The sequence below is a fragment of the Sphingobacterium sp. HJSM2_6 genome, assembly GCF_049316305.1.
Classification (GTDB): Bacteria; Bacteroidota; Bacteroidia; order Sphingobacteriales; family Sphingobacteriaceae; genus Sphingobacterium.
Map to the genome: position 1 here is coordinate 85,842 of NZ_JBMOXB010000015.1, position 25,794 is coordinate 111,635.

The window sequence follows — 25,794 nt, forward strand, 5'->3', positions numbered from 1 at the left end:
ATTTAGTTAATTGATTCTTGTGATTTGTTTATAAATTGAACGATCAGCATTCCCCACAACAACGCATGCGGAACCTAATAGCTGTATATTTTTGGTTTGTGAAAATTCAATCTTTGTATGTTTGGATAATCGTTGAATACTAAATTCAAGTAATGCACTTTGTACCTGGGGTAATAAAATTTGTTGCGCCTTGGCGCCTCGACCACTGATAACGACCTGTTCGGGATTGATAATATGGATGAGCGTAGCAATACCTTTTCCCAACATATAGCCAATACGTCGAATCGATTCAATAGCTAATTGATCACCTTCTATCGCTGCTTCTATTAATTGATCTCCTGTAATGGTTTGATGTTCTTGATAATGCGACTGAAGGGAAGATTCTTCCGCTGTTTTTAATTTATCAACGGCAAATTCCACCGCTGCAATTAAGGAAGCTTCCACCTCTAAACAACCTTTTTTACCACAAGAACATAGCTTATTGGTGTTAGATAGCGGTATATGGCTAAATTCACCAGCATAGCCACTATGTCCACGATAGAGTTCATTGTCTAAAATCATTCCTAAACCCACACCCCAATTCAAATTGACCACCATGACATTTTTGGATTGATTTGCCACTCCAAACCGATGTTCAGCAATCGCAATGGCCGAAGAATCATTCTCCACAAACACAGGAAAATTAAAAGCGCTTTCCAAATTGGCCTTTAAATCGTACCAAGGTGAATTTGCTGGGTACGAATTATTTTTGCCGCTATGACTATCTACAAAACCTGGCATAGTAACCCCAATCCCATATATGTTAGCATGATCACTCGACAAGAGGACTTCAGATATAAAAGATTTTAAATTATGATACGCTTCCTTTGAATTCAGGTCAATTTCTCGTGTCTTTATGGGGCTGGAAAATTGATTATTAAAATCCATTAATACGATTGAAGAATACAATTGATCGATAGCGACACAAAGCATCTTCGGTAATTGACTCGCGATGGGAATAAATTGTGCGGCTCTTCTTCCGCCTGTAGACGGCGCCAAACCATCCTGTGAAATATATCCACCTTCTAAAAGTTTATTAACGGCATTCGTAATATTCGGTAAGCTTTTACCAATATGTAAACTTAAATCGGCTATAGATTGAGGATTTTTAAAATACAAGTTCTTTAATATCGATAATTTTAAAGTTTCCACTGGTTCAAATAATTAGGCGTTAATATTAAATTAAAGATAAATTAAAATTTAGATAACATGCAAATTCTTTTTAAAATTTTTAATAAGTCAAACATATGTTTTTAATAAAAAACATTAATGAACCGCACTTATTGAGGTATAATTAGTATTTCCAAACTCATTACTAAGTTTCTTGTAAATCAATAGGTGTAACAAAAAATGATTATTTTCGAAGATTAATTGAAACTATGAAACCACGTTATTATTCATTAGACGTATTCAGAGGGGCTACAGTAGCCTTAATGATTATGGTTAATAATCCGGGAACTTGGGCATATATGTTTGCTCCCTTAAAGCATGCACCATGGCATGGTTGCACCCCCACGGATTTAGTGTTTCCATTTTTTCTTTTTGCCGTTGGAAATGCGATGTCATTTGTCATTCCAAGACTGCAAGAAGCTGGAGATGGGGTATTTTGGACTAAAGTGATTAAAAGAACAATTCTAATTTTCCTGATTGGATTAGGATTAAATTGGTTCCCATTTGTACAATGGGTAGATCAAGCTTGGCAATTTAGAGAATGGGTAAACCCCAGCGATCCTGAGCGTGGAGTTCGTATTTTGGGGGTTTTACAACGCATAGCGCTTGCTTATTTCTTCGCCTCAATTTTAGCGTATTATTTAAAACCTAAAAACTTAATTCTAGTTTCAGCGATCTTGCTCTTTGCCTATTGGGGACTTTGTGCCTTTTTGGGTACTGGAGATCCATATTCGTTGGAAGGTTGGTTTGGAACTGACATAGATAAGCAAATCCTAGGGGTAGCTCATATGTATAAAGGGGAAGGAATTCCATTTGACCCAGAGGGATTAATCAGCACATTACCAGCTATTATACAAGTGGTATTTGGTTATTTAGTAGGTGTTTTTATCAAAAACCAAGGTCAGGTCAATTGGCTTTGGAAAAAAGTACCAAGTTCTACCGAGCATCATTTTAAATTGCTTTCGGGATTAATGGTTACAGGCTTTATACTCATCGTACTTGGATGGACTTGGTCTTTAGGGTTTCCAATAAATAAAAAAATATGGACAAGCTCTTACGTATTATATACGACAGGATTAGCAAGTCTATGTATTGGAACCATGATATGGTATATCGAAGTGCAAGGTGTAAAAAATTGGTTAACGAAATTTTTCGATGTATTTGGAAAAAATCCCCTTTTCATTTTTGTACTAAGTGGCGTATTTGCAGACCTACTGGATTTTATCCGAATTCCTAATGGCGTAAACGAACAAGGAATTCCAATAACGATCCACCCCTTAACCTGGTTTTACAAAAACATTTGCGCCCAGATTCCAGGTCCAGCAGAGCTTGGTTCTTTTGTATTCTCTTTATGTTTTGTAGCCTTTATGTGGGTAATATGCTATTGGTTAGATAAAAAGAAAATTTATATCAAAGTTTAATTGGATAAGGAGCTGTCATTCAAACCGAAATAATCTGATATAAATTTTCAGTTTACAGATTAAGATGCTATCTTTGCAGCCAATTAACAGAATTTTTAACGCTTTAATATTATTCAAGAGATGTATTTAAGTAAAGAGTACAAAGCTGGTATCTTCGAAGAATTTGCAGGTGCAGCAGCAAACACAGGTTCTGCAGAAGGACAAGTAGCTTTATTCACTAAAAGAATCGCTCACTTAACTGAGCATTTGAAAAAAAACAGAAAAGATTTTAATACACAACGTTCTCTACAAATGTTAGTAGGTAAACGTCGTTCTTTATTAGCTTATCTGTACAAAAAAGATATCAATAGATACCGTGCCATCATCAAAGGATTAGGCTTACGTGATATTATCAAATAAGCTTTTAGTAAAAAAGATTCAAAGGGCTTTCAACACATGTTGAAAGCCCTTTTCTTTTCCTAGTACCCCCAGCTAATTGGACTTTCAACCTCCGTATGAAAAAGCAATTTACAGCATACATACCCCACTAATAATCAAAGCTTTCACACTGTAATCTATTTAAAAACACCTTTCAATTAACCGGATCTCGGGCGCATCTCCGTCGGATCTCCTTCGGATCTTCAACGAAGAAATCCAAAGGAGATCCGAATGAGATCCATCTAATATCCAAGTTCAAATGAACTTAGAACGTTAGAAAACTTATCGAAAAGATTCAGGATCAACTCGCTTACTGCAACTGGAGTCCTCCCCTAGCAACAGAAAATCAACACCATGATCCACACTCCCCATTGCAAATACAAACTCAGAGGGAACGGTTGAATTCTGAGCCATGAAAAAAAACCAAGATTTGAGACCAAGGATCTTGGACTATGCAAGGCGGCTTTGAAGCCCGAACCCCATGTATTGACTTATTGGCTAAAGGCTAGTTCCTACAAAGCCCTAGACTTTGATACGATCATTCAATTCCAGTCATTTAACGGCACAAAATCTCCTGTTTAATGTCCGCTATCTATTATCTAATTTTTATTACCTTTGTTTGATTAAAAAAGTCAAAATAAACGGATGCATATTCAATGACGCAAATGCATCATCAAAGAAAACAAAATGAGTTATAACGAAAAGAAGGTAACCATCGACATGGGGAGCGACGTTGCTCCTATTGAATTGTCGACCGGTAAATTAGCTAAACAAGCTGATGGTTCAGTGGTATTAAAACAAGGAGCCACCATGCTATTAGCAACAGTAGTTTCATCAAAGGAAGCTAAAACAGGGGTTGATTTTCTTCCATTATCGGTAGATTATCAAGAGAAATATGCCTCTACAGGTCGTATTCCAGGAGGATTTTTACGTCGTGAAGCAAGACTTTCAGACTATGAAGTTTTGATTTCTAGATTGATAGATAGGGCTTTACGCCCCTTGTTCCCAGAAACTTACCACGCTGACACCCAAGTTATGGTAAGCTTAATATCTGCAGACAAAGAAATCATGCCAGATGCCTTAGCTGGATTAGCAGCATCTGCGGCAATCGCTGTATCTGACATCCCATTCAATGGACCTATTTCAGAAGTACGCGTAGCCAAAGTTGATGGTCAATTAATCATCAATCCACGCGTTTCTGTATTAGCAAAAGCAAGCTTAGAATTTATTGTTGCAGGTTCTGCTCAGGATATCGTGATGGTAGAAGGTGAATGTAAAGAAATTTCTGAAGAAGAAATGGTCGAAGCTATCGCATTTGCACATGAAGCAATTAAAAAACAAGTAGCTGCACAAGTAGAATTAGCGGCATTAGTGGGTTCAGCAACAAAACGTGAATTCAACCACGAGCCTACAAACCCAGCGTTGAAAGATGCGATCTATGCGGCAACTTATGATCAAGTATATGCTGTTGCAAAATCAGGATCTTCAAAACACGAACGCTCCCTTAAATTTGCAGAAATTGGCGAATCATTTTTTGTCACTTTAGGTGAGGAATTAGATGATGATACCAAATTCTTAATGAAAAAGTATTATCATGATGTTCAATACGATGCTGTTCGTAATCTAGTATTAGACGAAGGAATTCGTTTGGATGGCCGTAATGTACGTACTGTTCGCCCAATTTGGACGGAAATTGATTATTTACCAGCAGCACACGGTTCAGCAATCTTTACTAGAGGAGAAACTCAATCATTGACTTCCGTAACTTTAGGTGCTAAGGACGATGAGCAAATGATTGATGGAGCATTCTTTAATGGCTACAATAAATTTTTATTACACTATAATTTCCCAGGATTCTCTACAGGTGAAGTAAGACCAAATAGAGGTCCAGGTCGTCGTGAAGTGGGTCATGGAAATTTAGCTATGCGTTCATTGAAACAAGTATTGCCTGCAGAAGCAGATAATCCATATACAATTCGTGTAGTATCTGATATTTTAGAATCTAACGGTTCTTCTTCAATGGCTACCGTATGTGCTGGAACATTAGCATTAATGGATGCAGGTGTTAAAATATCTGCTCCAGTATCTGGAATTGCCATGGGACTTATTACCGATGAGAAAACAGGAAAATACGCTATTCTATCGGATATTTTAGGCGATGAGGATCATTTAGGAGACATGGACTTTAAAGTTACAGGTACTTCTAAAGGTATCGTAGGTTGTCAAATGGACTTGAAAATCAATGGCCTAAAATGGGAAGTGTTGACTCAAGCATTGGATCAAGCGAAAGAAGCACGTTTACATATTTTAGGAGAAATGGACAAAACCATTCAAACTCCACGTGAGGATTACAAACCACATGCTCCACGCATTATCCAAATTACCATTGATAAAGAATTTATCGGTGCAGTAATTGGACCCGGTGGTAAAATCATTCAAGAAATGCAACGTGAAACTGGCGCAACGATTTCCATTGAAGAAGTTGACAATAAAGGAATTGTCCAAATTTTCGCAGACAATAAAGATGCTATCGATGCCGCATTAGCTCGTATCAAAGCAATCACCGCAAAACCAGAAATTGGTGCTATCTATGAAGGTAAAGTGAAAACGATCATGCCATTCGGTGCTTTCGTAGAAATCATGCCAGGAAAAGATGGTTTACTACACATTTCAGAAATCGATTGGAAACGTCTAGAAACTATGGATGGTATCTTCAAAGAAGGTGATATCGTTACTGTAAAATTATTAGAAGTTGATAAGCAAGGTAAATTAAAGCTTTCCCGTAAAGCATTATTACCTCGTCCTCCTCGTGAAGACAAACCAAAACAGGAAGAAAAACCTGCAACTGACGCATAATTTTCTTTTAGGAATAAGACAAGAGTCTCTCTGCTAAGAGACTCCTAGATAAGAGACTTCAGCCAATAGATTATTGCTGAAGTCTCTTTCTTTTTTAAACCTGAGCTAAGGGATTTGAAACAAAAAATCATAAACCGAATTTGCGGTCTATGATGCTGTATAAAAAGAAGATTTTAGCTGGAAGAAGATGTCATTAGTTTTGCTTGAAGATCGATTCGAAAGCTCATATACCCTAATGTTCAGGCATAGCCTGCCCAAGATCAGCAAGCCCAATCTAATGCCTCTCGGCTACGGTCTAGTCAATGAATTCAATCATGATCGTTTCATCATGGTGTAAGCCTAATAATTGACTTGCGTTACCTTTATTGATGGCTATCTCGAGGTAATTACTAATTCCAAAGAGGCAAAGCATCTCCCCTTCGATGACTTCATTATAATGCCAACTCATTTTATTAAGAGTCTCATTCCGTTTAAATCTTAAAATAAAATCCCTTCCTTTCTGAATTTTATTAAAAAGCTCCTTACTGATATTGCTAATCACATTGCCAAAAGAATCGATGTAAGCCACATGACCTTTAATGCTATGGTGATTATACACCGGCTGAAGCGTTACTTTTTGCACGGCATTATCAATCGGGAATCCGATATCGGTCAATTTGCCTCCATTAGCAATATGGCAAGCCGCTTTGGTTAAAATATCGGCCAGTGGAAAATGCAAGTACCTTAAATCCTGCATAATATTTATCTCCACTAATTCACTTGGCTTTGCTTCCCCAAGGATAATACTAAAAATACCATTGTCGGCAGCAACAAAATAATGATCATTATAGGCCATCGCCAAATACCGAGATCCTTCTTGGAAAACAGTATCAATACCGATGAGATGCACGGTATTTTTGGGAAAATAAGGATAGGCGTTGCTGATGACAAATGCAGCGTGTTGAATGCGGAACAAGGGGATATCATGAGAGATATCTACCAGTCTTACATCCGGCAATAGCGAAATGATGCTGCCTTTCAATGCAGCTTGATAAAAATCGCGATTCCCTAAATCTGTGGTTAACGTAATGACTCCCATGTTTTTCAGCATACTTCTAGCTAAAAAAATTAAAATTAATTTAAAAAGCGAATTACAAAAATAGAAAAAGTAAACCGATTGGTAAATGATAAGTGAATTAATACTTGTAATTGCTTTTATTTCTAGTCAATTAGTTTGTATTTTTGAGTCAAATAATTTTCAATTTCGCATTAGGCGATATTTATTGGTTATATTTATAGCAATACCTTTATTACTAACAGGACAAAACTAGAAACTTAATATTGTACGATTTGAGTGAATTAGAAATCAATTTAGATGGTGTCAATTTAGTGACATTATGGGGAGCTCAAAATGAAAATTTTGAGTTTATTAAAAAAGCTTTTCCAAAACTACGTTTAGTCGCCAGAGGTAATCAATTAAAAGTATTGGGGGAGGAAGGAGAACGCGAAAGGTTTGTAAACGTGTTTGAAGGTATTTTAGCTCAAGTAAATCAATTTCAATCTCTATCCTTATTGGAATTGGAAGGTTTACTAAGTACTGTAACTGACTTAAAGGTTAGCTCGGTTCTTGGCACAGAACCAGAGCAAAAGCAGGTTTTTAAAGATGAACCAATCGTTTATGGACCCAATGGCATCATTGTTCGTGCACGGACGCCAAACCAGCGTAAAATGGTGGATAGCATCACTAAAAATGATATCTTATTTGCTATTGGCCCTGCTGGAACAGGAAAAACATATACCGCTGTTGCTTTAGCCGTACGAGCCTTGCGCAATAAAGAAATTAAACGCATCATTTTGACTCGTCCTGCTGTTGAAGCTGGGGAAAATCTAGGCTTTCTTCCAGGTGATTTAAAAGAAAAGGTAGATCCTTATTTAAGACCACTGTACGATGCTCTAGATGATATGATTCCAGTAGAAAAATTGAAAGGCTATTTGGAAAATCGGACTATTGAGGTGGCTCCTTTAGCATTTATGCGCGGAAGAACATTGGATAACTGTTTCGTGATATTGGATGAGGCGCAAAATGCTACCGAAATGCAATTGAAAATGTTTTTAACCCGTATGGGACCAACCGCCAAATTTATAGTTACCGGAGATATGACCCAAGTAGATTTGCCCAAGAAACATCAATCAGGCTTAGTGAATGCGGTGAAAATCTTGGATAACATTAAAGGCATAGACATTATCTACTTAAATGGCTCTGATGTTGTCAGACATAAATTGGTAAAAAGGATATTAGAGGCCTACGGTGATATTTAATAAATAATTTAACGCGTGAAAAGCGCAAATCATATGAGTACAATTAAAGAAACAAATTTCAATTTCAACAATCAGACATCTTTTTACAGAGGCAAAGTACGCGATGTATATAGTATTTCTAATGGCTATTTAGTCATGATTGCTTCAGATCGTATTTCTGCTTTTGATGTTGTATTACCTAAAGCTATCCCCTACAAGGGACAAGTATTAAATCAAATCGCTTCCAAATTTTTAGAAGCAACAGCAGATATTCTTCCGAATTGGGTGGTTGCTGTTCCTGATCCCAATGTTACAATTGGAAAAAACTGTGAACCTTTTAAAGTAGAAATGGTCATTCGTGGATATGCCGCTGGACATTTGTGGCGTACTTACCGTGATGGTGGTCGCGAATTATGTGGTGAAGTTCTCCCTGAAGGTTTAAAAGAAAACGATAAATTACCAGAACCGATCATTACCCCAACTACCAAGGCAGCAGTGGGTCATGATATGGATATTTCAAGAACAGAAATTATCAAACAGGGCATCGTTAGTGAAGAAGACTACCTTCAACTGGAAAAATATGCTAAAGCATTGTTTCAACGAGGTACTGAAATTGCAGAAAAACGAGGGCTAATTTTGGTAGACACCAAATATGAATTTGGTAAAAAAGATGGGGTTATCTATTTAATAGATGAAATCCATACCCCAGATTCTTCACGCTATTTTTATGCTGAAGGATATGCGGAGAGGCAATCAAATGGAGAGCCCCAGAAGCAATTATCTAAAGAATTTGTGAGACAATGGCTAATTGAAAATGGATTTCAAGGAAAAGAAGGACAACAAGTTCCTGAAATGACCGAAGAAATTGTGAAATCCATTTCAGAACGGTATATTGAGCTTTATGAACATATTACAGGAGAGCCATTTGTTTATCCTGAAGCTGGTGAAGTGTTGAATCGTGTAGAAAAAAACATCAACCAAGCGCTTTTATCTTTATAATCCAAACAAAAATCTAAACGCTATGAAATTTACAGTAGATAAGTATGATCGCTATGTGGTAATAGAACCCCTTCGAACAATGTTGGATGGGGAAGCTGCTGCAAATTTAAAAGGAGAATTTATGTTGAGAAACACTGGAGGTCAACGTAATATTGTCTTAGACATGAATCAAGTGTTGGAAACGGACGAAACAGGTATTCGTACAGGTTTACTAGCCAGAAGGTTATGTAAGTCATTAGGAGGATTGTTTATTATTACCAATTTAAATGAAGGGGTAAAAAAATACATTAATTCCTTAGGATTGGATAACTATTTAATCATTACCAAAGACATTGAGCAGGCCAAAGATTTGATTTTTGGCAATGAAATTCGTTTAGATTTAAAAGAAGGGCAAGGATAATATGATACGATTTGAAGTTTTGATTCTAGGGAATAGTTCAGCAACCCCGGTATTTGAACGACATCCTACAGCTCAAATCGTAAATTATAATGAACAATTATTTCTAATCGATTGCGGGGAAGGAACGCAAATGCAATTAACGCGTTATGGGATTAAAAGCAATCGAATAGATCACATTTTTATTAGCCATTTGCATGGCGACCATTATTTAGGCTTAGTTGGCTTAGTCTCCTCCATGCACTTGATCGGAAGAAAAGCAGATTTGCACATCTACGGTCCGGCGCCATTGGAAGAAATTTTAACGTTACATTTTAAGTTTTCTGATACAGACATTCGATATTCCATTATCTATCATTGTACGAATCCAGATAAAGAGGAGCTTATCTATACGTCTAGGATGATGAACATCAGTTCCTTTCCTTTATCTCATCGAATACCCTGCACAGGGTTTCGATTTGATGAAGGAAAGCGAGCTGCAAGCCTAAAGATGGATTTGATTGAACAATACGCGATTCCAAAACCATATTTTTCCGCTTTAAAAAAAGGAATAGATTATGTCGATCCTTCTGGGAAAATATATGCCGCTTCCACATTGACCACACCTGGTCCTCGATCTAGAAGCTATGCCTTTTGTTCAGACACGATACGAACCTCCACTTATCTGTCTGCTATCCAACAGGTCGATTTATTGTATCATGAATCTACCTTTTTACATGAAATGCAAGATCGTGCCAAAGAAACATTTCATACCACCGCTTTAGAAGCGGGAGAAATAGCCCAAGAAGTAAATGCTCAAAAGTTACTGTTAGGCCATTACTCAGCCCGGTATAAATCATTAACACCACTTTTAGAAGAAGCGAGGTCCGTTTTTCCAGAGACTGAACTATCTACAGAGGGCAAATGGTATTTAGTTTAATGATTTTTGTATAATTTTCTCCATATTTACACCTCAAAATTTTCAGTATAATCAACATGCCATTCAACTTAAACGCGATCCTACGAGAAAACATTAAAAACCTCGTACCTTATTCATCGGCAAGAGATGAATTTAAAGGAGAAGCATCAGTCTTTTTGGATGCCAATGAAAACTCTTTTGGCTCCCCATTACCACAGGATTACAACCGTTATCCTGATCCTTTACAATGGGAATTAAAACATAAATTACATCGTATCAAAGGAGTTCCTTCGGAACATATCTTTTTGGGTAATGGCTCTGATGAAGCCATTGATATTTTATATCGTGCCTTTTGTAACCCAAAGGTTGATAATGTAGTGATTGTACCTCCCACCTATGGAATGTATGAAGTATCTGCAAATATCAATGATGTTGAAGTCAGAAAAGTAAATTTGACAGCAGATTATCAATTAAATGTAGATGGTATCGCGGAAGCATTGGATCAACATACCAAAATCATATTTATTTGTTCACCTAATAATCCAACAGGTAATAGCATCAATCCATTGGATATCGAGACTTTATTGGTCAATTTTAAAGGTATTGTCGTTGTTGATGAAGCATATATCAATTATTCAAAACAAAAATCCTTTACTTATAGCTTACATGAATTCCCAAATTTAGTAGTATTACAAACTTTATCAAAAGCTTGGGGTTTGGCTGCATTAAGGTTAGGATTAGCTTTTGCTAGCAAAGAAATTATTGAGGTCTTTAATAAAATTAAACCTCCGTATAATATCAACCAAGCGACGCAAGATTTAGTACTTGCTGCATTAGAAAATATAGACACGGTAAATGAATGGATAAAACAAACCATTCAAGAACGTGAGATTTTAGTAACTAACTTATTAGCACTTCCACAGGTGCATCATATCACACCCTCAGACGCTAATTTTATATTAGTAAAATTCGATCAACCTCGTGCACTTTACGAACATTTGGTAAGTAAAGGAATCATTATTCGGGATCGTTCAAAAATCACACTTTGTGAAGGTAGTCTACGGATAACAGTAGGGACCAAAAATGATAATGATCGATTACTAACGGAAATAAGGGGATTTTATAATTAAACAAACATGGCTAACCAACTAAAACGTGTTCTTTTTATCGATAGAGATGGTACTTTAATCCAGGAACCTGCAGATGAACAAATCGATTCGTTTGCAAAATTAAAATTCTATCCAGGAGCACTACAATACTTACCGAAAATTGCGAAAGAATTAGATTTTGAATTGGTTTTAGTAACCAATCAAGATGGATTAGGAACAGCTGTTCATCCGGAAGAAAACTTCTTCCCTGTGCATCAATTCGTTATGGATACCTTTGCAGGCGAAGGTGTACACTTTCAACGAGAGCATATTGACAGAACGTTTCCACATGAACAAGCTGAAACTCGTAAACCAGGAATAGGCATGTTAACTTCCTATTTTGATGCCTCTACATATGATTTAACGAATTCATTTGTTATCGGTGATCGAGTAAATGATGTTAAATTAGCACAGAATTTAGGCGCAAAAGCGATTTGGCTTCGAGTGAATGACGATTTAGGAATAAAAGAACAAGTGGAAATAGATCCTCAAGTCGTGGCCTTGGAAACTAGCGATTGGAAGGCGATTTACGAATTTTTAAAACTAGGAACACGTACTGCTGAACATCATCGCAAAACCAATGAAACTGACATTTATATTCAATTGAATTTGGATGGTAGTGGAAAATCAAGTATACAAACAGGCTTGCCCTTTTTTGACCATATGTTGGATCAATTGGCTAGGCATGGTGGGCTTGATCTAACGATTTTAGCCAAAGGAGATTTGCATATAGACGAACACCATACCATTGAAGATACCGGAATTGCATTAGGAGAGGTCTTTTTAACCACCTTAGGCGACAAGCGAGGAATAGAGCGCTATGCTTATACCCTGCCTATGGATGATTGTTTAGCGCAGGTCGCTTTGGATTTTGGTGGCCGCAATTGGATTGTTTGGGATGCCTCATTCAAACGTGAAAAAATCGGAGACATGCCTACGGAAATGTTCTTCCACTTCTTCAAATCGTTTTCTGACGCTGCTAAAGCAAACTTAAATATCCAAGCAACAGGTGAAAATGAACACCATAAAATCGAGGCTATATTTAAAGCATTTGCAAAGACCATAAAAAAAGCAGTTCGTCGAGACGCTGATCACATGCAACTACCAAGTACTAAGGGCGTTTTATAAAAACTAATGACTGAGGAAGTTGTTATATTAGAGGAGATACATGATTGGAATAGTAAATTACGGAGCCGGTAATATATTTTCCCTTACCGCCGCATTAAAGAGGCAAGGGATTGCATATGGTATGATCAACGTGCCTGCAGATTTTGATAAATTTTCAAAAATCATAATACCAGGGGTAGGACATGCGGGATCTGCTATGGCGAAACTGCAAGCATCGGGATTGGTCGAACATATTAAGGCCTTAACAAAGCCTGTATTAGGTATTTGTGTAGGTATGCAATTACTGACTGATTTTTCAGAAGAAGGAAATGCCAAATTAGTAGGGATCATCCCCTTGAAAACTTTACACTTTGAAGATCGTATCAAAGATAAAGTACCGCATATGGGATGGAATACTATAGATTTTGAAAATAACTGTCCACTTTTTAAAGATATTCCTAATAATTCCTATTTTTATTTCGTTCATTCGTATTTTATTGAATATGATGCGCATTATACGGTAGCGAATTGTCAATATGGACTTTCATTTTCTGCCGCAATTGCTAAACACAATTTTTGGGGAGTTCAATTTCATCCAGAAAAATCAGGAAAAGCTGGAGAACAATTATTATTAAACTTTAGTAAAATTTAATCGAAAATAAGACTATGTATATTATACCTGCAATAGACGTTTTGGACAAACAGGTTGTCCGTTTGCGCGAAGGAAACTATGATGATGTTACTAAATACGCCATTTCATTAGAAGAACAAATTGAAAAATATCATGCAAATGGTACTGAGATCGTTCATATCATTGATTTGAATGGTGCCAAAGGTGATTTTTCTAATCAAGAATATTTGTTTGAAATCATCAAACGCACCGACATGAAAGTACAATATGGCGGTGGTGTCCGTAGCATAGAAAAAGTAAAGGAATTAGTCGATGCAGGAATTTATCGTGTTATTGTAGGAACTCAAGCGATTACTAATCCGAGTTTTCTAGAAGAATTAAGCAAACTGAATGAAGGACGAGTAAAATATGCTGATCATATTGTAATCGCCATTGATGTTTTGGATGAAGTGATTAAATATTCTGGTTGGTTAGAAAGTTCACCTATCAAATTAATGGAATATATTGACAAATGTTTAAGCCTAGGTTTTTTCCGCTTTCTTTGTACAGACATTAGCAAAGATGGAAAACTTGGTGGTGCAGGGGTAGAATTATACCAAAAATTATTGAGCCACTCACCCATCATTAAATTAATAGGTTCTGGTGGCATTAGTTCCATGGAAGACATTGAGGCCTTAAATAATCTTGGAAAGATGGAATCCGTAGTAGTCGGAAAGGCTATTTACGAAAATAGAATTACCATCGAACAAATAAAAGATTGGAACTTAAAAGCCCTTATCTCCATATAATATGCTTGCAAAGCGGATAATTCCCTGTTTGGATGTAAAAGATGGTCGTACAGTAAAGGGAGTGAATTTTGTGGACCTTCGGGATGCAGGTGATCCCGTAGAATTAGCTTGGCAATATTCTCAACAAGGTGCGGATGAATTGGTATTTTTAGATATCACCGCAACCCATGAGAAACGTAAAACCACAGTTGATCTAGTTAAAGCGGTAGCGAGCCAAATTAATATCCCTTTTACCATAGGTGGTGGCATAAATGAGATTGCGGATGCCGATGTATTGTTAAATGCAGGAGCTGATAAAATTTCCATAAACTCGGCTGCGGTTAAAAACCCAAAATTATTAAATGAATTTGCCCAAGCTTTTGGCGTTCAATTCGTAGTTCTAGCGGTAGATACGCGATTCGTAAATGGCAAAAACTTTGTCCATCTGCGAGGAGGTAGAGATTTAACAGCAATCGAAACGGAGAATTGGATAGGTGAAGCGGAAGATCGAGGAGTAGGAGAAATATTATTAACCTCCATGGATCACGATGGCACAAAAAATGGATTTGATAATACCTTGTTAAAAAAAATAAACGATCGTATTCGAATTCCACTGATAGCATCTGGAGGCGCTGGAACGACACAAGATTTTATTGATGTATTCCAAGAAGCCCAAGTCGATGCTGCATTAGCAGCATCTGTATTTCATTATGGTGAAATCAGAATTCCAGAATTAAAAGAGACATTATATGCTAATGGGATATCCATTAGACGATGAATATTTTGACAAATGAACATAGATTTTAATAAAGGCGATGGATTAGTTCCTGTAGTGATTCAAGATGCACAAACCTTAGAGGTATTGATGCTCGGGTATATGAATCAGGAAGCCTGGGAAAAAACCCAATTAGAAGAACGAGTAACTTTTTATTCGCGGAGTAAAAATAGACTTTGGACAAAAGGTGAAGAAAGTGGTAATTTTCTAAAAGTAAAATCTACTCATCTTGATTGTGATCAAGACACGATACTAATTCAAGTGGTTCCTGAAGGGCCAACTTGTCATACGGGGTCTAGAAGTTGTTTTAACACCCCTTATAATCAAAATTTTATTTTACAATTGGAGCGAATCATACAGCGACGCTATGAATTTCCGGCAGATGAATCGTATGTAAATCGATTAAGAACAAGAGGCATTAATAAAATAGCTCAAAAAGTTGGTGAAGAAGCCGTAGAAACAGTGATTGCTGCATTGACCGAAACAGAAACTGACTTCATTAATGAAAGTTCAGATTTACTATTCCATCTATTGGTATTGATCAAAGAAAAAGGCTTGAATTTAGAGACTATAGCTAAAAATTTAGAAAGTAGGCATCAATAATTTGATGCATACCTGCATAACAAGGGGGATAAAATATGACTTATTTTATCCCCCTTTGTTATTTATGCACAATAAGCACATGGCTTCGTTCTCTCATTTCTTAGCATGCTGATCAAGAAATTTGAGGTAACAATACCAATCGTAGGCATTCACATCGTGTATACCTGCCCGAATGTGATAACCTACATCCTGTAGGATAGGTTGATGTAATTTCGGCAATGAAGCATTTGTTAATCCTTGCTTTCGATACAATGCATAGATCGGGCTTGCATAATACAAAGCCAGGTATTCCCCTTTAGGATCTGCCCATAAATCGTTTTCCGCACTTGCTACATACAAAGGTCTCGGTGCAATGAGGGCAAGTAACATATGCTGATCAAAAGGCATATCCTCTTCTCGATGATGATATTGATTTAATTGTTTTGCAAACCAAAACGGTTTAATACTCGATACAATGGCGATGGTTTCACCAAATTTTCTTTTGGCTAATGAGGCCCCTCCTTCTCCCGAATTATTGGCAATGACGATATTAAACCTAGGGTCTTGAGCTGCTGCCCACAATGCCGCTTTACCATGTCTAGAATGGCCAAGAATGGCAATCCTTTTTTGATCTATATAGGGTAGTGTTTCTAAATAATCAACAATTCGACTGGATCCCCATGCCCAAGCGCCTATAGCTTCCCAAGCATCCGTTTTGGTATTCGGATAATCAGAAAATAATGCAGCAATGCTATGCGCTTTAAAACCTTCCTGATCTGGAAAAATATCATGATAACACATGGTTGCCACTGCATACCCTTTCTGAATAATTTGTTCAAAATCCCAGCGATTGGATTGAATGCCTCGGATCCAATCTTGATGTTTAGGATCTCGAACCAATTTAAAGTTTTCACTATATATGATCGAACTATCAGTCATGACACTGTGATTTCCTTTATAATTATATCCTACAATTATGGGTACTTTACCTTTGACCTGATTAGGAAGAACCAAAAGTAAAATGGCATTAACTACGTTATTATTATTGGAAAAGCTTAGTTTAATCTGTTTTATTGTTGCTTTACCACCCAAAGCCCTAGTATTTTCAGCTATCTGCTCATATTGCACCGATATGGATTCAGAAGGTGTTCGGCCATACATCTGCGAACTGAAGATCTCCAAAAGCTCTGGTTTACGTATGTTTTCCCACTCTTTCTTAGTTTTTATTAAGGTGCCATTATTAGATTTTAATAATTCAGGCAGTTCATAAACTGGCACTAGGGCTTCATCATAATTGATTTTCTGTGCAAATAAAGTGCTTGTAGAAAGTAAAAAAGCAAGTGTAAAACCAAGTAATCGATGTACATGCCGATTATAATAGACAGAAATACTATTTAAATGGGGGATAAAACTGCTTGTTAAATACATTGAAATTTAGTTGTTGATGTGTATAGGTCTATAGTGCAATTTAACAAAAAATAATATTCTAAGTGCTCATCAACAACAAATTAAGTCTTTTGCTAAGTACGCTTGATTGAAAATCAGTGTAGAAAGTTATCTAATAAAAAAACCTGCTCAACAAATTAGAAGCTATTATGATATTAGCATGTTTTTATTTCCTGATACTAGATGATATCTTTGTGGGATGACAGCAAGCTTTACGAATATTGAACTTGAATCCACCTTGAAAGGTCACCAACAACCTATATTTACCGTTGCTATCTCCTCGGATCAGCGAAGTTTATATTCAGGCGGAAACGACAAAGGAGTTGTAGAATGGGATTTAGAAACCATGTCTTTCAAAAGAATATTATGCAAAGTTAATTCATCTGTTTATGCGTTAAGTCCTATTCCAGATCAAAATATTTTATTGATAGGGATGCGATCAGGACAACTATTGGTTGTAGATACGGAGAAACAAACACTACTAGCCAATTTAAAAACAGAGCAAGGCGCCATATTCGCCATCCAAGTTATTCCTCAAAAAGAGGAGATAATTGCCGTAGGCGAGGAAGGCTATGCATATGTTTGGAGTCTAAAGACCTATGATTTACTTTATCGGTTTCGGGTTTCAGATAGTACCGCACGTGTCATTGCGTTAAATAAACAAGGAAATTTATTGGCCATAGGCGATAAAAAAGGTGTTATTCAACTACTGAATGCGCATGATTTCCAACAAGTTAATAAACAACAAATTCATGAACTTCCGGTTACAAGTTTAAGTTTTCATCAAAACCAGTTGTACTCAGGCGGCAGGGACGCTAAATTGTTTCAATTGAATGAAAACCTTCAAGTCATCAAATCCATAATCCCACATATGTTTACCGTATACGGAATTGTCCATCAAGAACAGTTACCCTATTTTATTACGGTTAGTAGAGATAAAAGCATGAAAATTTGGAATGAAGAAAACTTAAGCCTATTAAAAAATATCTCTAAAGACCGAGGATATGATAGTCATTCACTTTCGATCAATACGGTTCTATGGAGTAAAGATCGAATATTTACCGTTAGCGATGATAAATTGATTAAAGTATGGAAGCTGCAGGATCAACAGGCTTCACTCCTATAGCTCTTCTACTGGTGCATAAATAATAGGAGTAAATAGTGACCATGACGGAAATGGATAATAACGTGTATAACAGGGGTAGAAATATTCTTTGGGTTTCTAATTGGTCTATTTGAATCTGAAATATCATTCCATATAATCCCCAACAGATCGCCACGATAACGGAAGGTAACAAATTACGAATAGCATAATAACTCCCAAATACAACCAATACGATTAACAAACCAACACTCATCCCAAGTAATATAGAAGGATCTAGAAAGTATAAAAACTTATTAAATACGAGGGTTGAATTAAAAGTAATAACCACTAAAATCCATCCTAAATATATACCAAATGCCAGTCGAATAAAGTATCTGGTAATGGAATTAGAAGTAAGCATGCGAATATTTATTCTTCGGTTTATCACAAGCAAAGTATAGGCACAGCCAATACTACATAAGACTGATATAATAAATTGATCATTGAGTTTCAACACCATGCTTAAGCCACAGAACATTTGGTTCAAAATCAACATAATATCGATTTTTTGGACTTTACGAATGGTTTTGAAATTCAGATGTGCTTTATTGGTGCTGCTATACATGATGTAGGATACCAAAATCATCACTAAAGCAATGAATATCCAAATATTGTAGGTGTAAATGGCTGGAGCAATAGGATTATGATATTTTTTAACTGCAGTTTCTATCGTTTGACCATAAACATATTGGTTATCTAGTAGAATTATCCAGATAAAATTTACGGTAACTATGATAAAATTAAAAATAGCTAATAGCCTAATGGCAGACATGATAGATTAATAATTAGTTAGCTTTACTTTAACCTAATATAGCTAAAATTTATGATTTGTTAAAAATTTTAACAATATCTTCTAAATTTTTTAAATCCACGAGATCAAAGTCGTTCAACCGATCGCTATCCACATCTAGAATACCTATGCAAGTATTTCCTTCCCAGACTGGAATAACAATTTCCGATTTAGATAAGGAACTGCAAGCAATATGACCAGGAAAAGCTTCCACATCTGGTACAATGATGGACGCCTCTTTTTCCCAAGCTGCACCGCAAACACCACGTCCTAGACCGATACGGGTACATGCAACAGGCCCTTGAAAAGGTCCTAAAACCAATTCATCTCCTTCTACGATATAAAACCCTACCCAAAAAAAATGGAACTGTTCTTTTAAAGCAGCACATACATTAGCCATATTTGCAATTCGATTGGTTTCTCCTTGCACTAAAGCCTGTATTTGCGGGATTAAACTTTTGTATTGCTCTTCTTTAGTCCCTTTAAGAATGTTTAAATCTTCTGCCATTGCCTTTTAGAATTTGAGCAAAGATACGAATTCTTCAAATGTTCTGTGCTGAGGCTAATACAAAGAAAGTCTATCTGTAAACAGATAAACTTTCTTATAGAACAGCAATGCTCAACGTATTTCTAGAGCTTTTTTAAGGCTGCTTTGATTAATTGTTCTACAGTTTGTTCTGAGGAGGCATCATCAAGCGATTGTAAGACCTTTTCCGCTTGCTGCTTAGGAAAGCCTAACATAACTAAAGCCGATAAAGCCTCATCTACTGCTGAAGGTTTACTGATGACCAAAGGCAATAATGCATCCGGACCTTGTTTTTTCAATTTATCTTGAAGTTCAAGAATCACCCTTTGGGCAGTTTTAGGGCCAATGCCTTTTATTTTTTGGATTATAGCCACCTGACCCGCAATAATAGCTTGTTGGATTTCTTCTGGGGTTATGGAGGAGAGCATCATTCTGCCTGTATTTGGTCCGATACCCGATACAGAAATTAGATGATGAAACAAATGCCGCTCCGCCTCTGTAGCAAAACCATACAAGGTATGTGAATCTTCACGAACAATAAAAGAAGCATACAACTTGCAATCTTCCTGATCCTTTATTTGACTGTAAGTAGTCAAAGAAATATGAAGATAGAATCCAATGCCACCTACTTCCATGACTACATGTGTAGGGGCTTTAATGACTAACTTTCCTTTAAAATAATCGTACATCGTCTTAATAGATTAAATTATTTTGTTGAATTCCCATGCTCTATGGCATCAACTACGGCAATCGTCACCATATTTACAATCTCCCGTACGGAGCTATCCAATTGCAAAACATGCACTGGTTTATTCATTCCTAAAAGAATAGGACCAACAGCTTCCGCATTACCAACTTGTTGCAATAGTTTATAAGCAATATTACCAGATTCAAGATTAGGGAATACTAAAGTATTCGCAGGTTCACCATTTAATCGAGAAAATGGAAAATTATCTGCTAGCATTTCTTTGCTTAAAGCAAAATTGGCTTGAATATCTCCATCTACAATTAATTCTGGATTGTTGCTGTGTAGAATTTTTACTGCTTCACGAACTTTGTCAGCAACAAATCCATCATTTGATCCAAAATTGGAATAAGAAAGCATCGCTAAACGTGGTTTGATGTTGAATCGCTTAACTGCAGAATCCAATAAAACCGCTATATCTGCTAAATCTTGTGCACTTGGATCTGCATTCACGGTGGTATCTCCAAAAAACAATGGCCCTTTCTCCGTAATCATAATATACATACCAGCAACTCGACTTCCAGGTTTTGCACCAATTACTTGTAAGGCTGGACGTATTGTCGAAGCATAGTTCCGTGTTAAGCCAGAAATTAAAGTATCTGCCTCTCCAAATTCCACCATACTCGCCGCAAAATAATTTCTATTGGTAATTAATTTTCTAGAGTCTAATTTATTGATTCCCCTACGTTGTCTCTTTTGATATAAATGCTCTGCGTATTTTTCAAAACGAACAGAACCCACCTCTAATTGAGGATCGATAATTTCAACATCTTCCAATTCAAATCCATATTCTGCAATGAGTTGGTTTATTTTTTCTTTATTACCCAAAAGGATTGGGAAAGCAATACCCTCCTCTTTTACAATTTGAGCTGCTCTTAAGGTTTTATAATTATCTGCTTCTGCAAACACCACCCGTTTAGGATTGGATTTAGCCTTATAAGTGATGTTACGAATTAAACGATCATCTTTCCCTAATCGCTTATGCAGTTCATCGCGATAAGCATCCCAATCTTCAATAATTTTGCGCGCTACTCCCGATTCAATAGCTGCTTTTGCTACAGCAATAGAAACTTCTGTAATCAAACGCGGGTCGGTCGGTTTAGGGATTACATAGGTATGTCCAAAACGGATATTGTTTTGATTATAGGCTACATTAACTTCCTCAGGAACGGGTTGTTTTGCTAATTCAGCAATCGCTTTAACCGCTGCAATTTTCATTTCTTCGTTAATAGCAGTAGCTCTTACATCCAACGCTCCTCTAAAAATATAAGGGAATCCCAATACATTATTAACTTGGTTCGGATAATCCGAACGACCCGTCCCCATGATGATATCCGTACGAGTAGCTATCGCTAAATCATAGGCGATTTCAGGATTGGGGTTAGCCATAGCCAATACGATAGGATTAGCTGCCATGGTTAATAACATTTCAGGACTTAATACATCCGCCTTCGATAGACCAATAAATACATCAGATCCCACAACCGCATCGGCTAGGGTATGGATATCCAATGTCGTAGCCCATTCTGATTTGGTTGCATCTAGATTTTCACGATCAGCACGAATTACACCCTTACTATCTAGCATGACAATGTTTTCTTTTCTAGCACCTACAGCGACATACATAGCCGTACAAGAGATCGCAGCAGCTCCTGCGCCATTGACTACGATTTTCACCTCTGCTATATTTTTGTTTTGCAATTCACAAGCATTAATCAATGCAGCTCCAGAAATAATAGCTGTACCGTGCTGATCATCATGCATCACTGGAATGTTCATTTCCGCTTTCAAACGTCTTTCTATTTCAAAACATTCTGGAGCTTTAATATCTTCGAGGTTGACCCCACCGAATGTAGGTTCCATCGCTTTTACGATATTTACAAATTCATCCACATTTTTGGTGTCCAACTCTATATCAAATACATCAATATCGGCAAAGATTTTAAATAATAATCCTTTCCCTTCCATTACTGGCTTACCTGCTTGGGCACCAATATCACCTAAACCTAAAACGGCAGTTCCATTACTAATTACGGCAACTAAATTTCCTTTTGCGGTGTATTTATAGGCATCTTCTTTGTTTTCAGCGATGGCTAAACATGGTTCTGCCACCCCAGGAGAATAAGCTAAACTTAAATCTCTTTGTGTACTGTGTGGCTTTGTAGGTACTACGGCAATTTTTCCAGGACGCCCCATCGCATGATACTGCAAAGCGTCTTTTTTTCTATTGATGTTACTCATTACAATTTTAGTTTATTCTATATTATTGGAGACTACACAAGTATATGTAGTTTATTTTAATGAATTTAATAATTTAAACATGTTTTGACGCATGGTACTGGATGAACCCTGATAATTATTCACTAATAAAGAGAATGTATATTCTTGACTATCGGCTGCTTTTTGATACCCTGTATAGCCTAATGTAGCCGTTATGGTTCCACTTTTCATCGCTGTTCCATTGATTGTTGGTAGTCCTTTATAAAAGTCAGTGAACCAAGGACGAGTTCGAGCATACTGCATTATTTTTGCCATCGCTATGCTAGTCACTCGATTTTGTGGAGATAAACCTGAACCATCATAAACCTTCATCATGCTGATCGGAATTTTTAATTTATTTTGCCAAAACTTGGCCATCATATTTGCAGCCTCTTGGCTTTCCATTTTATTAGCAGAGATTTTGCCTATCACTTTTAAGATCGCCTCACCATACAAATTAATACTCTTTTGGTTAAACCAGTGGATAATATCAATCAGTTTGGGAGATTGAACGGTAAGGATTAAGTTTTTTTGTTTTGGAATTTGATAGTTAGGGTTTTCATCCTGAAGCGTTTTAAAAGTTTTTAATGCATCTAGCACTTGAATAGAATCTTGCCATAAACTAGCCGACAAATCATAGATTAATTTAGCTGCTGGATCGGGCATGGAGTATTCAATTGTCTTTTTAAGGTCTAAACCGTAACTTCCTCTAAAATAAATAACATGAGCATAGGGTGCAGAATAAGCATATACTTGGTCACCGGAACCCGCAGCTCCTGTGGTAACTTCATTTATTAACTGAAATGAAGAATCTGCATTCGTGGAGATTAGATTTGCAGTTTGACCTATTTTAGTTGGTTCAAAATTAGCTCCTAATTTATTTTCCTTCCAATTTAAGGCAGAGAATCCGGCACCGTAATAGTTACCGATATCTGTCCAAGTCCATGTTCCAGGAACATCAAATCCATTGGAAAGGTGATCATCAGCAATGATTTTTCCATTAATTTGTTTAATACCTAATTTCTTAATACTTTCTTTCCAGGTGTTCAAAAGTACATTGGAAGAATGTTCCGGGTATCGGTCACTTCCGAGTGTAGGATCTCCAGACCCTTCAATAATGATATCCCCATGCAATACCCCTAGCGAATCTATTTCTCCTGTATAATAAAGATGCGTAGGAAACGTGTAATTAGGACCTAACAGTTCCAATGCTGTAATGGAAGTTATCACCTTTAACGTAGAGGCTGTAGGTAAACCAATTTTACTATTTCCTTCAAAAACAAGTTCTCCTGTTTTGGCATTTAATACAGAAAAAGAGGCCAACCCACTCTCTAAAGAGGGATCGGTAATGAATTGTTGAAAGGCAGTTTGAAGTTTAGGTTTTATGGTTTGTGCGTGCGCTACCGATGAAATCTGTAGGAAAACCACAAGAGATACATAAAAAAACGAAAAAAATCTTCCCATAGACAGCAAATATCGCAATCTACCAAACAACTCGTACATTAAAATTGTAAAATTTCAAATCTAAGTTTAAGAGACTATTTAAATTAGCATAGTTTTTATAACTTGCACAGATTATTAAAAAATAGACAATGAAGTACATCGAAAAATTGGCTTCGATCCGCCAACAGATGGCCGAAAATAGGATTGACGCCTATATCATTCCTTCCTCTGATCCTCACATTAGTGAATACCTTCCAAAACGATTTAAATGTATAGAATGGGCCTCTGGTTTCACAGGTTCAGCAGGCACGTTAGTTATTACACAAGAATTTGCTGGATTATGGACTGATTCAAGATACTTTGTTCAAGCCAATGAACAATTAGCCGACTCCGGATATGAATTAGTCAAATTACAGGTACAAGGAGCATCAGAATATGCGATATGGTTGAGTAAAAAATTAACATCAGGCGAGGTAGTCGCATTTGATGGAAATTTGGCGTCCGTCGCAGTAGCGAAATCGGTTCAAGATGTTTTAATACCATTAGGTATTGTTGTTGATGGTCATGTTGATTTATTAAGTAAGGTTTGGGAAAACAGACCTGCTTTGCCTGAAGAAAAGGCTTACCTGCTTGATGAGCATACGACAGGACAATCTACAGCTAGCAAAATTGAAACTATCAAATCACAGCTTGCTGAACAGCGTGTAGACAGTCATTTCATCTCGTCTTTGGATGACTTGGCTTGGGTATTGAATATCCGTGGAAACGATGTGAATTGTAATCCAGTAGTTTTAGGCTTCCTATTAATAAAACCGAATCAGAATACTTTATTTATTTCGCCAGGAAAATTAACCGATGAAGATATTCATCGATTAACAGAGTCTGACATACACGTAGAGCCTTATGAGAATGCAATACATGCAATTAAGCAATTAGAGGCTAAGCGCATATTACTTGATCCAAAACGCACTTGTTTTGCCTTTTACGATGCGGTTCCTGAACAGGTAGAAATAGTACAAGCATTAAATCCTTCAACCACCTTAAAGGCGGTGAAAAATAAGGTGGAGTTAGCTCATACCAGAAATGCAATGTTAAAAGATGGTGTTGCACTGACTAAATTTTTTAAATGGCTGGAAGAAAATGTTTCACATGGAAACCTAAATGAAATCAGTATTGCAAAATATTTAGAGGAACTTCGTTCTGCTTCGGAAGGTTTTGTCAACATCTCATTCGATACAATTGCAGGATATTTGGAACATGGCGCATTGCCACATTACAAAGCGACAGAAGAAAGCAACAGTACCCTTTCATCAACCGGATTACTTTTAGTTGATTCTGGCGGCCAATATATGGATGGAACAACAGATATTACTCGGGTTGTATCCCTTGGAAATATCACTGCAGCGGAGAAAGAAGATTACACCATTGTATTGAAGGGTTTGATAGAGGGTAGTTTAGCTATTTTCCCAAAAGGCACATGTGGGTATCAAATTGACGCTATAACCAGAAGACCTATTTGGTCTACCTTCAGGAATTATGGCCATGGAACTGGACATGGAGTCGGTTTCTTTTTAAATGTACATGAAGGACCTCATGTCTTTAATGCATCTCCAATTGATATTACGATTGAAGAAGGTATGATAACTTCGATAGAACCTGGTTTATATAGAGAAGGTCAATATGGAATTCGAATTGAGAATCTAGTCCATTCTAAATCTATTGGAAACACCGCATTTGGAGAATTCATGGATTTTGAAACATTGACCGTATGTTATATTTCTACAGATTTAATTGAGAAATCATTATTAGATGATGTTCATAAGAAATGGTTAAATCAATATAATGCTTGGGTATATGAGCAATTGGCTCCTTTATTAAGCGATTCAGAAAGCATTTGGTTAAAATTGAAAACGGCATCCATCTAACTGGATACTAACTTATAGCATAAGGGCTTGAC

Annotated in this window: 24 protein-coding genes; 15 read left to right on the forward strand and 9 right to left on the reverse strand. The window is 36.7% G+C overall.

Annotation, left to right across the window (positions count from 1 at the left end; genetic code table 11):
* Positions 1–6: 6 nt before the first annotated feature.
* Positions 7–1,191 carry an ROK family transcriptional regulator gene (locus tag ACFRAE_RS13640; RefSeq protein ID WP_422797722.1) on the reverse strand — a complete coding sequence of 395 codons (1,185 nt, stop codon included), beginning with the start codon at positions 1,189–1,191 and terminating at the stop codon, positions 7–9.
* 227 nt (positions 1,192–1,418) lie between these two features.
* Between ACFRAE_RS13640 and ACFRAE_RS13645 the strand changes: the two genes are divergently transcribed.
* Together ACFRAE_RS13645 and rpsO are read left to right on the forward strand one after the other, a co-directional pair.
* Complete coding sequence (locus ACFRAE_RS13645; protein ID WP_422797723.1) at positions 1,419–2,630, forward strand: acyltransferase family protein; 1,212 nt, start codon at positions 1,419–1,421, stop codon at positions 2,628–2,630.
* A gap of 120 nt (positions 2,631–2,750) precedes the next feature.
* Positions 2,751–3,029 carry a 30S ribosomal protein S15 gene (rpsO, locus tag ACFRAE_RS13650; protein ID WP_136901502.1) on the forward strand — a complete coding sequence of 93 codons (279 nt, stop codon included), beginning with the start codon at positions 2,751–2,753 and terminating at the stop codon, positions 3,027–3,029.
* Positions 3,030–3,329: 300 nt separating this feature from the next.
* On the opposite strand, the gene ACFRAE_RS13655 is transcribed toward rpsO, so the two are convergent.
* Entirely contained in the window at positions 3,330–3,461 is a 132-nt protein-coding gene (locus ACFRAE_RS13655) for a hypothetical protein (protein ID WP_422797724.1), read from the reverse strand.
* A 273-nt stretch (positions 3,462–3,734) separates the two neighbouring features.
* Between ACFRAE_RS13655 and pnp the strand changes: the two genes are divergently transcribed.
* Positions 3,735–5,903, forward strand: coding sequence for a polyribonucleotide nucleotidyltransferase (gene pnp / locus ACFRAE_RS13660; RefSeq protein WP_422797725.1), 2,169 nt, complete (start codon positions 3,735–3,737; stop codon positions 5,901–5,903).
* A 295-nt stretch (positions 5,904–6,198) separates the two neighbouring features.
* Here the strand turns inward: pnp and ACFRAE_RS13665 are convergent, their stop codons facing one another.
* Positions 6,199–6,981, reverse strand: coding sequence for an SAM hydrolase/SAM-dependent halogenase family protein (locus ACFRAE_RS13665; RefSeq protein WP_422797765.1), 783 nt, complete (start codon positions 6,979–6,981; stop codon positions 6,199–6,201).
* Between the two features lie 251 nt (positions 6,982–7,232).
* On the opposite strand from ACFRAE_RS13665, the gene ACFRAE_RS13670 reads away from it, so the two are divergent.
* Genes ACFRAE_RS13670 through hisIE form a run of 10 tightly spaced genes read left to right on the forward strand, consistent with a single transcriptional unit; the run spans position 7,233 to position 15,505 of the window.
* Positions 7,233–8,201, forward strand: coding sequence for a PhoH family protein (locus ACFRAE_RS13670; protein WP_422797726.1), 969 nt, complete (start codon positions 7,233–7,235; stop codon positions 8,199–8,201).
* Between the two features lie 33 nt (positions 8,202–8,234).
* Entirely contained in the window at positions 8,235–9,179 is a 945-nt protein-coding gene (locus ACFRAE_RS13675) for a phosphoribosylaminoimidazolesuccinocarboxamide synthase (protein ID WP_422797727.1), read from the forward strand.
* Positions 9,180–9,201: 22 nt separating this feature from the next.
* The gene (locus ACFRAE_RS13680) at positions 9,202–9,579 is read left to right on the forward strand and encodes an STAS domain-containing protein (RefSeq protein WP_422797728.1); all 378 of its coding nucleotides are present in this window, start codon (positions 9,202–9,204) and stop codon (positions 9,577–9,579) included.
* A gap of 4 nt (positions 9,580–9,583) precedes the next feature.
* Positions 9,584–10,495 (forward strand): ribonuclease Z, encoded by a 912-nt coding sequence (locus ACFRAE_RS13685; protein WP_422797766.1) that lies wholly within the window; start codon positions 9,584–9,586, stop codon positions 10,493–10,495.
* Between the two features lie 56 nt (positions 10,496–10,551).
* Positions 10,552–11,604, forward strand: coding sequence for a histidinol-phosphate transaminase (gene hisC / locus ACFRAE_RS13690; protein WP_422797729.1), 1,053 nt, complete (start codon positions 10,552–10,554; stop codon positions 11,602–11,604).
* Between the two features lie 6 nt (positions 11,605–11,610).
* Positions 11,611–12,750 (forward strand): bifunctional histidinol-phosphatase/imidazoleglycerol-phosphate dehydratase HisB, encoded by a 1,140-nt coding sequence (hisB, locus tag ACFRAE_RS13695; RefSeq protein WP_422797730.1) that lies wholly within the window; start codon positions 11,611–11,613, stop codon positions 12,748–12,750.
* Positions 12,751–12,790: 40 nt separating this feature from the next.
* Positions 12,791–13,381, forward strand: a complete 591-nt coding sequence (gene hisH / locus ACFRAE_RS13700) for an imidazole glycerol phosphate synthase subunit HisH (RefSeq protein ID WP_422797731.1) — start codon at positions 12,791–12,793, stop codon at positions 13,379–13,381.
* A 14-nt stretch (positions 13,382–13,395) separates the two neighbouring features.
* Positions 13,396–14,148, forward strand: a complete 753-nt coding sequence (locus ACFRAE_RS13705; RefSeq protein WP_422797732.1) for a HisA/HisF-related TIM barrel protein — start codon at positions 13,396–13,398, stop codon at positions 14,146–14,148.
* Between the two features lies 1 nt (position 14,149).
* Positions 14,150–14,905, forward strand: a complete 756-nt coding sequence (gene hisF, locus ACFRAE_RS13710) for an imidazole glycerol phosphate synthase subunit HisF (RefSeq protein ID WP_422797733.1) — start codon at positions 14,150–14,152, stop codon at positions 14,903–14,905.
* A gap of 12 nt (positions 14,906–14,917) precedes the next feature.
* Positions 14,918–15,505: a bifunctional phosphoribosyl-AMP cyclohydrolase/phosphoribosyl-ATP diphosphatase HisIE gene (gene hisIE / locus ACFRAE_RS13715; RefSeq protein WP_422797734.1), complete on the forward strand. Its 588-nt coding sequence runs from the start codon at positions 14,918–14,920 to the stop codon at positions 15,503–15,505.
* Positions 15,506–15,598: 93 nt separating this feature from the next.
* Here hisIE and ACFRAE_RS13720 read toward each other — a convergent pair whose 3' ends face one another.
* Positions 15,599–16,912 (reverse strand): acetylxylan esterase, encoded by a 1,314-nt coding sequence (locus tag ACFRAE_RS13720; RefSeq protein WP_422797735.1) that lies wholly within the window; start codon positions 16,910–16,912, stop codon positions 15,599–15,601.
* 217 nt (positions 16,913–17,129) lie between these two features.
* On the opposite strand from ACFRAE_RS13720, the gene ACFRAE_RS13725 reads away from it, so the two are divergent.
* Positions 17,130–18,056 (forward strand): WD40 repeat domain-containing protein, encoded by a 927-nt coding sequence (locus tag ACFRAE_RS13725; protein ID WP_422797736.1) that lies wholly within the window; start codon positions 17,130–17,132, stop codon positions 18,054–18,056.
* Here the strand turns inward: ACFRAE_RS13725 and ACFRAE_RS13730 are convergent.
* The 5 genes from ACFRAE_RS13730 to dacB form a co-directional block, all read right to left on the reverse strand.
* Entirely contained in the window at positions 18,013–18,846 is an 834-nt protein-coding gene (locus ACFRAE_RS13730) for a hypothetical protein (RefSeq protein WP_422797737.1), read from the reverse strand. The genes ACFRAE_RS13725 and ACFRAE_RS13730 overlap by 44 nt on opposite strands.
* Before the next feature lie 49 nt (positions 18,847–18,895).
* Complete coding sequence (locus ACFRAE_RS13735; RefSeq protein WP_422797738.1) at positions 18,896–19,372, reverse strand: GAF domain-containing protein; 477 nt, start codon at positions 19,370–19,372, stop codon at positions 18,896–18,898.
* A gap of 122 nt (positions 19,373–19,494) precedes the next feature.
* Positions 19,495–20,079: a Holliday junction branch migration protein RuvA gene (gene ruvA, locus ACFRAE_RS13740; RefSeq protein WP_422797739.1), complete on the reverse strand. Its 585-nt coding sequence runs from the start codon at positions 20,077–20,079 to the stop codon at positions 19,495–19,497.
* Between the two features lie 17 nt (positions 20,080–20,096).
* A complete protein-coding gene (locus ACFRAE_RS13745; RefSeq protein ID WP_422797740.1) occupies positions 20,097–22,376 on the reverse strand; it encodes an NADP-dependent malic enzyme in 2,280 nt (759 codons plus the stop codon).
* A gap of 51 nt (positions 22,377–22,427) precedes the next feature.
* Positions 22,428–23,858: a D-alanyl-D-alanine carboxypeptidase/D-alanyl-D-alanine endopeptidase gene (gene dacB, locus ACFRAE_RS13750; RefSeq protein ID WP_422797741.1), complete on the reverse strand. Its 1,431-nt coding sequence runs from the start codon at positions 23,856–23,858 to the stop codon at positions 22,428–22,430.
* Between the two features lie 128 nt (positions 23,859–23,986).
* Here dacB and ACFRAE_RS13755 point away from each other — a divergent pair, with 128 nt between their 5' ends.
* Positions 23,987–25,762 (forward strand): aminopeptidase P family protein, encoded by a 1,776-nt coding sequence (locus ACFRAE_RS13755; protein ID WP_422797742.1) that lies wholly within the window; start codon positions 23,987–23,989, stop codon positions 25,760–25,762.
* The last annotated feature ends 32 nt before the right edge of the window (positions 25,763–25,794 follow it).